This is a genomic window from Burkholderia sp. ABCPW 14 (genome assembly GCF_001523835.1).
In the GTDB taxonomy this organism is placed as follows: domain Bacteria; phylum Pseudomonadota; class Gammaproteobacteria; order Burkholderiales; family Burkholderiaceae; genus Burkholderia; species Burkholderia mayonis.
In genome coordinates this window covers 56,341-68,174 of record NZ_LOVS01000213.1, presented here as the reverse complement: position 1 = coordinate 68,174, position 11,834 = coordinate 56,341, and the positions used below count along the sequence as shown (strand labels likewise).

5 protein-coding genes are annotated in these 11,834 nt (G+C 70.0%); 1 reads left to right on the top strand and 4 read right to left on the bottom strand.

What is annotated here, in order from left to right; all coding sequences use genetic code 11:
* Window positions 1-3 precede the first annotated feature (3 nt).
* Window positions 4-1,029 carry a TauD/TfdA family dioxygenase gene (locus WS62_RS31755; RefSeq protein WP_066579564.1) on the bottom strand — a complete coding sequence of 342 codons (1,026 nt, stop codon included), beginning with the start codon at window positions 1,027-1,029 and terminating at the stop codon, window positions 4-6.
* Here WS62_RS31755 and WS62_RS31750 point away from each other — a divergent pair.
* Window positions 1,016-1,525: a hypothetical protein gene (locus WS62_RS31750; RefSeq protein ID WP_156441206.1), complete on the top strand. Its 510-nt coding sequence runs from the start codon at window positions 1,016-1,018 to the stop codon at window positions 1,523-1,525. The genes WS62_RS31755 and WS62_RS31750 overlap by 14 nt on opposite strands.
* A 205-nt stretch (window positions 1,526-1,730) precedes the next feature.
* Here the strand turns inward: WS62_RS31750 and WS62_RS31745 are convergent, their stop codons facing one another.
* The 3 genes from WS62_RS31745 to WS62_RS37190 all read right to left on the bottom strand — a co-directional run bounded on the left by WS62_RS31745 (window position 1,731) and on the right by WS62_RS37190 (window position 11,652).
* Window positions 1,731-2,249, bottom strand: coding sequence for an SET domain-containing protein-lysine N-methyltransferase (locus tag WS62_RS31745; protein ID WP_066579559.1), 519 nt, complete (start codon window positions 2,247-2,249; stop codon window positions 1,731-1,733).
* A gap of 100 nt (window positions 2,250-2,349) precedes the next feature.
* Window positions 2,350-10,797: a type I polyketide synthase gene (locus WS62_RS31740; protein WP_066579557.1), complete on the bottom strand. Its 8,448-nt coding sequence runs from the start codon at window positions 10,795-10,797 to the stop codon at window positions 2,350-2,352.
* Between the two features lie 345 nt (window positions 10,798-11,142).
* Entirely contained in the window at window positions 11,143-11,652 is a 510-nt protein-coding gene (locus tag WS62_RS37190; RefSeq protein ID WP_156441205.1) for a hypothetical protein, read from the bottom strand.
* Window positions 11,653-11,834 lie beyond the last annotated feature (182 nt).

Below are 11,834 nucleotides of genomic sequence, written 5' to 3'. Positions count from 1 at the left end.
ACCTCAGTCGGTCAGGCTGACGAGATGCAGGCGCGGCCCGGAGAACGCGAAACGGCCGTGCTGCACGTAGGTGTTGTCGAGCACGAGCACGTCGCCCGGCCGCATCGCGACCGCGCGCGACGTGCGCCACAGCGCCGCGCGCAATTTCGTGACGAGCTCGGGATCGATCGGCTCGCCGTCGCCGTACGTCGTCGTCGCCGGATAGCGCGCGTCGTCCCAGTCGGACGGGAAGAGCGGATGGCTGCGCCAGTACGACGCGTGCAGCTCCGTCACCTGGTTGAACCACAGCGGCGCGCCGCCCGCGGGGTCGTCGAGGAACGCGTCGTGCACGTAGCCGTAGCCGAGGCCGTCGTCGTCGAGCCAGCGGTGCGTGTAGCCTTTGTCGCGCATCAGCGCGTCGACGGCGTCGCGCTCGCGCATGCCGAACGTGTCGATCCAGCCGATCTGCGTCGGCGTCGACTCGCGCGGCAGATAGCGGTGGTAGCCGATCCGCTTGCGCTCGAACCTCGCGAGAATCTCGTCGGGGATTTGCTTGGCGGCGAGCCGGATGTCGTTGATCGGCACTTCGCCGCCTTCGTCCGCGGCGGCCGCGCAGAAGAAGAACACCTTGCGCGGAGCGTCGGGCAGATAGGCCATCTCGTTGTGCGGGGCCATCGTGATGCGCGGGTCTTCCTGGCTCGCGACGAGCGCGTAGCCCGCGTCGCGCGCGCGCACCGCGATGCCGCCGCTGTAGCTGCGCGGCGCGTAGCCGAGCGCGCGCATGAACGCGTCGAAGCCGGCGCGGCCGGCGATCGGCAGCCCGCGGAACAGCAGCGCGCCCGTATTGGGCAGCCGCGCGTCGATCGCGTCGCGGCAGAGGGCGGCGGCGTCGGCGGGCGTGTCGGCCGGATGCGCGAGCGCGAGCGCCAGGTCGTTCGCGATCGGAATCGTCACCGGCACGAGCGGGCTGTCGGCTCCCGCCAGAAAGGCGCGGCCACGGACCGGCACCTGGCGCCGGTCGTTTTCTTGCAGTTCGATGAAGGAATCCATAGCGCGTTCTCCATTCGTAGATGAGGCGGGCGGGGACGCGGCGCGGCGGCGCGCGTCGGACGCCCTGGTGTGCGGGCGGCGCGTGGTCGGGGCATGTCGCGGCAACGGCAATGGCAACGGCAACGGCGAGATGGACGTCGACGGTTATGCTGCCGAAGCCGAAGCCGAAGCCGAAGCCGAAGCCGAAGCCGAAGCCGAAGCCGAAGCCGAAGCCGAAGCCGAAGCCGAAGCCGAAGCCGAAGCCGAAGCCGCGGATGCCGTTGATGCGATTGATGCAGACGCAGCGTCGATGCCTATCCGCGTACGTTGGCCGATGCCGCCGCCCGTATCGACGCGGATGCCGCAGCCGTTGCCGCTGTTGCCGCGGGAGATGCCGATGTCGATGTCGAACACGATTTCGAAATCACCGCGCGCTGCTGACTACCGCACCGACATGAACGTCATGCACCCGATTGCCGGGCATCGGAATGCCGATCGCCGAGAACTCGACCGTTGAGTCCATGACAAGCGAGCGTCGATCGGCCATCACGGAAGACCGACCACCGAACGCACGACCGCACCGCACGACCGCACCGCACGACCGCACCGCACGACCGCACCGCCCGCAACCGCACCGCCCGCAACCGCACCGCCCGCAACCGCACCGCCCGCGACACATCGCGGCCACGCCGACTACGCACATCGCGCGCCGCGCGCACCGATCAAGCGAGCGCGGCGGTCTGCAATCCGGCGAGGAGCGCCAACCCCTTTTCGTTCGGCAGCTCCTTCGCGCCGGTGATCCAGCGCCGGCAGTTCGGCGCGCCGCAGTGGCACTCGAACTGGCGCATCAGCACGTCCTCCGTCGACGCGTAGTCCATCGTCAGCATCTCGCCCGGCGCGATGTCGCGAAGCGACCACAGTTCGAATCCCGCCATGTCGAGGCGCACGTTCGGATCGCACGAATGGAGCAGCAGGCCGCTGAAGTGCGGGTCGTACAGATGCGTGTGCGCGTTGATCTGCAGCGTGTGCAGCCGGCAGAACGCGGTGATTTGCCCGGACACGCGCGCCATCCGCCGGCCGCGCGCGAACGCGTGGAGGACGCGGACGCCCGCGCCGCGACCGTCCTGCGTTTGGATGATCTGGAACGTGTCGGTCGACGGATAGCCGTCCTCGACCTTCAGGTCGGATGACGGATAGATCCCCGTGCGTTGCTGGACAGGATCGATGAGGGTGATCGTCATGCTGCTCTCCTTGACTGAGTTCGTGCGCCGGGCGGGAAAACCCGGCGGACCTCTTTCTTTGCGGCCGCGTCGGAATGCGCGGGTGACGGGAAGGGCGGATCTACTCGTCCGCGATGCCGGCGACGTTCCGCATCCGGCGGGCCAGCTCGCCGATCTTCAGCGTCGGCGATGCGAGCGTCGAAAGCGGTATCTGCACACCGAATTTCTTGAAAAAGCCGTTTCGCATCTGCGCGAGATCGAGCGAATCGAGCCCGAGCGTCGCGAGGTCGAGCCGCTCGTCCCAGCGGCTCACGTAGTCTTCGAGGAACGCGCGGACGGGGTCGCGTGTGCTTGCGGACGGCATCGCCCGAGCGGCCGGCGACGAAGCGGAAGGCGCGGCGGCGGGGCGCGCGCGTTCGCGTGCCGGGTGCGATGGCCGAGCAATGCCCGAGTCGGCTTCGGCGAGAATCGCAGCCGTTGCCCCGGGCGCGAGCGCGTGGAGCGACGCATTCGCCGCCGTGCCCATCGCATCCATTGCATTCGTCCTGTTCGTCGCACCCGTCGCACCCGTCGCACCCGTCGCGTGCTTGGCGCGCGTCTCGTTCATCTCGTGCATCGCGCCGCGCGCAGCCGCTGCATCAACGGACGCATCGTCGCGCGCGATCTCGGCGACGATCGGCGCGTCGCGCCACGGCGAGCGCGGCCAGTCGACGTCGCAGACCGTGAACAGGCGGCCGGGCAGCGCACCGCCGAGCGCGCCGGCAAGCAGCGCGCCGAGCGCGGCGAACGCGGCGTCGGGCGCGAGCGGACGCTCGCCGTCCTGAATCGCGCGACGCAGCGCCTTGTCGCTGCGCGCGCTCATGCCGACGTCGGCCCAACTGCCCCATTGGATGCTCAGCACGGCCGGCTGCCCCGGTTGCGCGGGCCAGCACGCGAGCTGATCGAGCCACGCGTTCGCGGCGGCGTAATTCGCCTGTCCCGGCACGCCGAGCAGCGCGCTCGTCGACGAGAATGCGACCGCCCAGCGCGTGCGCCAGCGCGGCGCGTGCGCGAGCAGCGCGGCGAGGCTCTGCTTCGGCGCGAGCACGCGGCGCAGCCGCGCGTCGTCGAGGTTGCCGATGACGCCGTCGTCCAGCACGCCCGCCAGGTGGAAAATGCCTTCGACCGCGCCGATCGATTGGAGCGCGGCGTCGAGCGCGCGCGCGTCGGCGAGATCGGCCGCGACGGCGCGCACGCCGCGCGGCGCGGCGCGGGCGTCGCGGCACAGCGCGACGATCCGGTGCGGCGGCACCTGCTGTTCGTCGATCAGCCAGTCGACGAGCGCGCGGCCGACGCCGCCCGCCGCGCCGGTCACCAGATACGGGCCGCCTGCCGCGCCGAGCGCGCCTTCGGGCAGCGCGGGCGCCGCGTGCGGCATCAGGCGCGGCACGAACAGCCGGCCGTTGCGGCGCAGCAGCCAAGGCTCGCTCGCGAAGCACGCGGCGTCGCGCGCGAGCGCGGCGGCCCAGCGCAAATCGGCGGGGCGCGGCGCGAGATCCGGATGATCGTCGGCGAGGACGAGCCGCACGCGCAACGCCGCATGCTCGGCGCTCGCGACGCGCGCCGCGCCGACGAGCGGGCCGCTGCGCGCGCCGGCCGGCAGCAGCAGCGTCAGCACGCCCGCGCATTCGCGCGCAGCGAGCGCCTGCCACAACTCGACGAAGCTCGCGCATTGCGCGACGCCGAGCGGATCGTCGCCCGCGCCGACGCACAGCAGCGCCGCATGGCCGTCGCCCGCGCGCAGACGCGGCGCGAGCCATTCGAGCGCGCCGGCTTCTCGGCCGGCCACGTAGATTGCGCACTCGGGCAGCGAGGGCGCATTCGGCGCGTGCGCAGCGGCAGAGGCGAACGAATCCGCCGAATCAACCGAATCGACCGAATCGACCGAATCGACCGAATCGACCGAATCGACCGAAGCAACCGAAGCAACCGAAGCAACCGAAGCAACCGAAGCAACCGAAGCAACCGAATCCGCCGAAGCAACCGGCCGCGGCTGCCAATGCAGCGCGAACGTCGGCGCGGGCGCCGTCGTCCGCGTTTCGCGCTGCGGCCGCAGCCAGGCGGCCACGCGCGAGACGATCTCGACCTCGCAGCGCATCATGAAATCGTGGCCGCCCGGATAGACGTGCCGGCCCGCAAGCGGCGCGGACGAGATCCGCGCCCAGTCGTCGGCGAGCCGCCAGTCGAACGCCGGATCGTCGGCGCCGCCGTGAATCTGCAGCGGGATCGTCAGGAGCGGCTGCCGTCCGCCGTCGCGCCAGCGCTGCGCGATCCGGTGCGCGGTGCGCGTGTCGGCTTCGAGGTCGGCTTCGAGCACCGGCCGGAAGATCTCTTGCCACAGCGGATCGTCGCGCAGCGCGTCGGGGACGAGCAGGAAGCTGTCCGCCGGCGCGTCGATCGCCGGCTGGTCGAGGAGCGGCGCGCGCCCGACGACGACGAGCCCCTTCACCTGCCCGCTCGCGCCCCATGCGCGCAGCGGCCCGCTCAGCAATTCGGCCGCGGCCGCGCCGCCGTAGCTCGAGCCGCAGAACGCGACGGGCAATTCGCCCGCGTCCGCGACGATCGCGGCGGCGATCGCGTCGCGGGCGGCGAGGTCGTCGGCGTCGTCGCGCGCGAGCGGCGCTTCGGCGCGTGCGTTGCGGCCCGGCCATTCGATTGCGACGATGTCGAGCCAATCCGGCGCGATGCGCGCCCAGCCGTCGAAGCTGCGGCTGCTGCCGCCCGCATACGGGAAGCAGTACAGCTTCATCCGAGGCCGGCGGCGCGGCCTGAGGCGCGCGAGCCAGCGCGATGCGGGCGCTCGCGACGACGCGAGGCCGGCGGCGTTGCCGTCGTCGGTGAAGGATGATGGCGGTTCACCGGCGGATGCGAACGCAGCCTCGATCGCTGCGCGCTCCGCATCCGCCGTGTTCGTCGCGAATGCCGTCGACGTCGCGGATTCGGGCGAATCGAGCGCCGCATCGACGTAGATCGACGCTTCCGGACGCGTCCAGTAGCTGTCGCGCTCGAACGCATAGCCGGGCAGCGGCACGCGAGCGAGCGCACGGCCCGGCGAGGCGGCGTCGTGTGCGTGATACGCGCGCCAGTCGATCGGCACGCCGGCGCACCACAATTCGCCGAGCACGTTGCTGAAATGATCGGCGTCGTCCGCCTCGCTGCGCGCGGCGGGCAGCGACGACAGCACGCGCGGCGCGATCGTCGCCGCATGCGTGTTCGCGTTCGCCTCGACCGGCGTGTCCGCGATCGCCTCGGCCGCGAGATGCTTGCCGAGCAGGCTGCACAGCACGGCGCCGGGGCCGATTTCGAGCACGACGTCCGGCTTCCAGCGCAGCAGCGCCGCGACGTTGTCCGACCAGCGCACCGGCGCGAGCAGATGGCGCGCCCAGTAGTCGGCCGACGCCGCGTCGGCGCCGAGCCAGCCGCCCGACACGTTGCACGTCATCGGAATTCGCGGCGCCGCGCCTTCGATGCGCCGCGCGGCGATCGCGTCGGCGACGGGCCGCATCAGCGGCGTATGGAACGGATGCGACACCGGCACCGGCCGGCACTGGCAATCGAGCGCGGCGAGCGCGTGCGCGGCGTCCGCGAGCGCGGGCTCGCCGCCCGCCAGCACGAGCGTGCGCGGCGCGTTGCGCACCGCGATCCAGAGGTCGGCGCGCTGCGCGACCCACTGCTCGATGCGCGCTTCGTCGCCCGTCACGGCGAGCATGCCGCCGCGCGTGGGCGCGCCGTCGGCGGCGGCGAACGTCGCCAGCGCTTGCGTCGCGCTCGCGCGAGCCGCGACGAGCGCGGCCGCCTGATCGAGCGTGAGCGCCTCGGCGGCGACGGCGGCCGCGTACTGGCCGATGCTGTGCCCCGCGACGGCGACGGGCCGCACGCCGTACTCGCCGAGCACCGACGCGAGCGCGTGCTCGACCGCGAACAGCCCGCATTGCGTGACGAGCGGACGGCGCATCGCGGTGTCGTCGGCGTTCAGGATCGCGTCCGCGATCGGCATGCCGAGCACGCGTTCGAGCGCCGCGCACGCGTTGTCGAAGTGATGACGGAAGCGGCCGGCTTCCGCGCTCGATCGATAGAGCGCGCGCGCCATGCCCGGATGCTGCGAGCCCTGGCCCGAAAAGCAGAACGCGACGGTCGCGCCCGGCTTCGCGCGAACGGGGGCGTCGAGCGTGTCGGGCGAATCGGGCGAATCGATCGCTTCGGACAGCCTGTCGGCGTTGGCGCGAAGCGCGGCGGCCGCTTCGGCCGGCTGCGCGGGCACGGTGAGCGCGACTCGCAGCGGATGCGCTTCGCGCGCGACGTGCAGCGTGTATGCGCCGCACGCGAGTCCGGCGGCGTCCATCGTCGCGACGCGTTCGGCGAGCGCGCGCAAATGGCGCGCGAGCGCGCCCGGCGCGCGCGCGGAGACGGTCATCAGATGGCGCGCGCGCGGCACGCCGTCGGCGGGCGCGGCGGCGCGCGCGGGCGCGTCCTCGACGATCACGTGCGCGTTCGTGCCGCCGATCCCGAAGCTCGACACGCCGGCGCGCCGCGGCAATTGCGTCGACGGATCGGCGACCGTCCAGTCGTCGCCGTGCCGCTGCACGACGAACGGCGACGCGTCGTGCTCGACGAATGGCACGAGCTTCGGATTGAGCGTGTCGAAGTGCACGGTCGGCACGCGCTGCCGGTGCTGGAGCTGCAGCACCGTCTTGATGAGCCCCGTGATCCCGGCCGCGCAGTTCGCGTGACCGATGTTGCCCTTCACGCAGCCGATCGCGCAGTTGCCCGCGACGGGCGCATCGCCGCCGCGCGTTTGGGCGAATGCGTCGGAGAGTCCCTTCAACTCGATCGCGTCGCCGATCAGCGTCGCGGTCGCGTGGCATTCGACGTACGAAATCTGCCCGGAGCGCACGCCCGCCATGTCGAGCGCGTCGACGATGCAGCGCCGCTGCGCGTCCGCGTTCGGCGCGGTGTAGCCCGCCTTCATGCGGCCGTCGTTCGACAGCCCGACGCCCGAGATCACGGCGAGAATCGGATCGCCGTCGGCTTGCGCGAGATCGAGGCGCTTCAACACGACCGCGCCGACCGCATCGCCGAACAGCGTGCCGCTCGCGCGCGTGTCGAACGGGCGTACGTGGCCGTCGGCGCTGCCGACGAGGCCGTCCTCGTGGCAGAAGCCGAAGTTCGGGAACGACAGCGCGGACGCGCCCGCGATCGCCATCTCGCACTGGCCGGAGCGGATCGCCTGCACCGCCTGCACGACCGCGACGAGCGCGCTGCTGCACGCGGCGCCGACCGAGATCGCGGGCCCGCCGAGATCGAGCTGGTACGCGACGCGCGTCGCGATGTAATCCTTCTCGTTGCCGATCTCGGTGAGCATCAGCCGGCCCGGATCGAGCGGCGTATGCAGGCCGCCGCCTTGCAGGTGATGGACGAGATAGCCGTCGATCCCGCAGCTCGCGAACACGCCGGTGCGCGTGCGGTAGCGGTTGTCGCTGCGCGCGTAGCCCGCTTGTTCGAGCGCGTTCCACGCGACTTCCATGAAGAGCCGGTGCTGCGGATCCATCAGCACGGCTTCGCGCGAGCCGATGCCGAAGAAGAGCGCGTCGAACTTGTCGGCGTCGCTGACGATCTGCGCGGCCGACACCCAGTCCGGATGATCGAGCTGCGCGGCGTCGACGCCCTTCGCGAGCAGTTGCTCGCGCGAGAAGCGCGACAGGCTGTCGATGCCCTGCGTCAGGTTGCGCCAGAACGCGTCGATCGAATCGGCGCCGGGGAAGCGTCCGGCCATGCCGACGATCGCGATCTTCGGCGCATCGGCGGCGGGCGTCGCGCGCGCCGCCCGCGCGTCGCGCGCCCCGGCCGCACGCGGGCGCGCCGCGTCGTCTCGCGAGCGGCGGCAGTAATCGGCGAGATCGCGCAGCCGGCTGTGCTGATACAGATCGACGACGGCGAGCGCGAGCCCGAGCCGTTCGCCGAGCAGGCCGACGACTTTCGCCGCGCTCAGCGAATTGCCGCCGAGCTCGAAGAAATGATCGTCGCGCGCGACCGATGCGACGCCGAGCACGTCGCGCCAGACGTCCGCGAGCCGCGCTTCGAGGCTGTCGCCCGCGACGGGCGCCGCGGCGTCGCGCGGGGCGGACGGCGCGGCCGTCGGCGGGGGCGGCGGCAGCGCGTTCTTGTCGAGCTTGCGCGATGTGCCCGCGCGCAGCGCAAACGCATCTAGGCCGATGAAATGCGCGGGCACCGCGTATTCGGGCAGCTTCGCGCGCGCTTGCTGGCGCAGCCGCGCGAGCGTCGTCTCGGACGGCGCGCCGTCGATGCCGACGACGTACGCGGCGAGCGCCGACGGCTGCCGCGTGTGCGGATCGTCGATCGGCACGACGAGCGACTTGCTGACGCCGTCGACCGCGTCGAGCACGTTCTCGATCGAATGCAGCAGCACCTTGAAGCCGCGGATCTTCACCGTGTTGTCGATGCGGCCGAGGATCGCGATCTGGCCGTCCGGCAGCAGCCGCGCGCGGTCGCCCGTCCGGTAGACGGGCGTGTCGTGCCCGCGCTCGGCGAGCGCGGGCACGGACGGCAGGAATTTCTCGGCGGTGCGGGCCGCGTCGTCGAGATAGCCGGGCCCGAGGCCGGGCGACGCGACATGGAGCTCGCCCGTCGCGCCCGCCGGCACCGCGCGTCCCGCTTCGTCGAGCACCGCGAGCGCGCAGCCGGCGAGCGGCCGCCCGATCGGCACGCGCCGCCCGCCGGCGTCGCCGCTCGACGGCAGCAGATCGGCGTAGCACACGTCGAGGCTTTCCCACGTGCTGTACGCGTTCACGAGCCGCACCGATGGCGGGAACGCCGCGCGGGCCTTGTCGACGACGCGCTGCGGCACGACTTCGCCCATCAGGAACCACGCGGACATGTGCGCGAGCGCGTCGCGCAATTGCGCGGCGATGCCCGGGAAATCGAGCACGCTTTCGAGCAGCGACGGCGTGACGACGAGCCGCGTGATCCGCTCCCGCCGCAGCAGCGCGACGAGCCGTGGCGGATCGAAGATCACGTCGTCGCCGATGACGACGGCCGGGCGGCCGAACATCAGCGGACGCAGGCATTCCCATGCGAGAAAGACGTTGAGGCCTTCGCGCTCGTCGTCGGCGTACGGATACAGCGCATCGCGCGCGTAGAAGCAATAGCTCGTGCCGATGTGCATCGTGAGGACGGCCTTCGGCTTGCCCGTCGAGCCGCTCGTCAGCGAGACGAACGCGATGTCGTCGCGGCGCGGCGCAAGGGGCGTCCATGCGCGATCCGTGCGCTCCGGCGATGCGGCGACGAGCGTGCAGCGCGCGGCGGGCAGATGCTTGCTCGCGCGCGCGCGCAGCGCCGGGATCGTCGCGATCTGCGTGACGCGGCAGCTCGCGACGAATTCGCCGACGAGCGTGTCGGGCCAGCTCTTCTCGAGCAGGCACACCGACGCGCCGATCGACCATGCGGCGACGATCGTCAGCACGTACTGCGCGCCGTGCGGCAAAAAGACGCCGACGACGTCCTGCCGGCCGACGCCCGCCGCGCGCAGCGCGTCGGCGAGCTCGGCTGCGTGCGACGCGAGCTCGCGATAGGTCCACGTGCGCTCGCCGTCCTTCAGCGCGAGTGCATCGGGCGTGCGCGCGACGTGCTCGCGAATCGCGGCGAGCACCGAATGCGCATCGCCCCAATCGTCCGCGGCGCGCAGGCACGCCGCGACGCGCGTGTTCGAATCGGGCGTCGCCGCGACGATCGACGCGGGACGATCCGCGAGGAGCCGCTCGACGTGGCCGGCGAGACTCGCGCATAGCGCCGCGCGGGACGGCGCGTCGAGAAAATAGAAGTGGTTGCCGTCGAATACTTCGACCGGGCACGCGCGTTGCGACGAAACGTGCGCGCGCCAGGCGCGCAGGTCGTCGACGGTCGTGCTCGGATCGGCGCCGCCGCCGTAAATCACGCATGGCGCGCGCAGCGCGTCGCCGGGCGCATGCCGGTAGGTCTGCGCCAGCCGAAGGTCCGCGCGGAGCGGCGGGAGGACGTAGCGCACGACGTCGGGATCGTCGAGTGCGCCGTCGGGGAAGAAGCCCCAGCGCCGCACGGCTTCGATGAAATCCGCATCGGGCAGCGCGTGCGTCTGCTGACGCCATGCGTCGGTGGCGCGTTCGCGTGCGGGCGCGGGATGGCCGGACAGGAACAGGCCGGCCGGTTGCACGCCGCCGCGTTGTTCGAGCACGCGAGCGACTTCGTACGCGAGCAGCGCGCCGAGACTATGGCCGAACAGGAACAGCGGCGTCCCGTCGTCGAGCCGCACGATCTCGGCCGCGAGATCGTCGACGAGCGACGGCCAATCGTCATAGAACGGGATGTGCTGCGCCGCGCCGCGCCCGGGCAGACCGAGCGTCGTGAACGCGAACGCGTCGCCAAGCTCGCGTGCGATGTCTCCATCACTGGAATCGCTTCCGCCTGCGAACGGGAACGCAATGATCCGGGCCTCGCTGTCGAGGGTTCCGTTGCTCGTAGAAACTATTTGCCTCATGAGAACTACTCCGAATGACCGGCGGTAAATTATCAGAGGCAATGAATCAATCGATACTGCAACTTCTTACAGTCGCTATGTAATCGCGTTGCAGTGTATTTCGCGTAAAGCGGGAGCAGGAATGCACACGACGAGCCAGTAAGAATTTCTGGAAATTACCTATAGGAATGATCCTAAGCGGCACGAAAAATCGCTGACCTCGACATCCGTAATTCATCGAAATCGTCGTTAAAATGTGCGAATGAAATACACTTTCAAAACCGGCATGGCCATTTTTTGGCTGAATACCATACACGCACACTCGGGAAATTTTTATCTTTCGAAATGTCGGGTGTGTAATTTCAATCATCGGAAACGATTCCGAAGCCAGGTCATGACAGCCGTAAAACCGGGATGCTGGTTTTCTTCATGGTGGATATCATCGACGACGATGACGACCAGTTCGACGTTGCAGTTAATTATGTGGATGCCGAAAAATAAAACCGGGAAATCGATGTAATTGACTTTCGTCGGAAAAGAATGGGCACATGAAACGCAAATTTGATCTACTATTTGAAATAGTCCGGGCCAATTTAAAAACAAACTGAACTTTGCTCTTCTCAAAATTGTCGGAAATGCCGTTGCCGATCCGCCGCGACGAAGGGCCGTCGTCGTGGGAGCGCGCAACATATGGCTCATCGCCGGCGCCCGCATTGCATGCTTCAGACGCTTTTGGGCCGACGAGGCATGCGAGCGTCGCGTTCGTCGATAGCCTTCCGGGGATTTTTTGTTCGATCTTCGATCGACGTTTGCCCTGCGGGTGTCGAGCGTGCTGAAAATTATCTTCAGCGAGTCACGCTCGATCACGGTGCGCACGACGGCGCATGCCGCTGTTGAAGCAGTGGCGGGCGAGGGGAAACGTCGTCGAGCGACAGCGTCCGCGACAGCCGGTCTCGAGGCGAACGCATGTCGACACATGCAGGAATTCGAACGATGCTTGGTCGATCGCTAGTCCGGCGCCGGCGACGAATCGTCGCACTGCATCCGATGGATCGGGC

Excerpts from the sequence above, each read along its gene's own strand:
- WS62_RS31755 (WP_066579564.1), bottom strand. The coding sequence starts at position 1,029 with ATGGATTCCTTCATCGAACTGCAAGAAAACGACCGGCGCCAGGTGCCG.
- WS62_RS31745 (WP_066579559.1), bottom strand. The coding sequence starts at position 2,249 with ATGACGATCACCCTCATCGATCCTGTCCAGCAACGCACGGGGATCTAT.
- WS62_RS31740 (WP_066579557.1), bottom strand. The coding sequence starts at position 10,797 with ATGAGGCAAATAGTTTCTACGAGCAACGGAACCCTCGACAGCGAGGCC.
- WS62_RS31750 (WP_156441206.1), top strand. The coding sequence starts at position 1,016 with ATGAAGGAATCCATAGCGCGTTCTCCATTCGTAGATGAGGCGGGCGGG.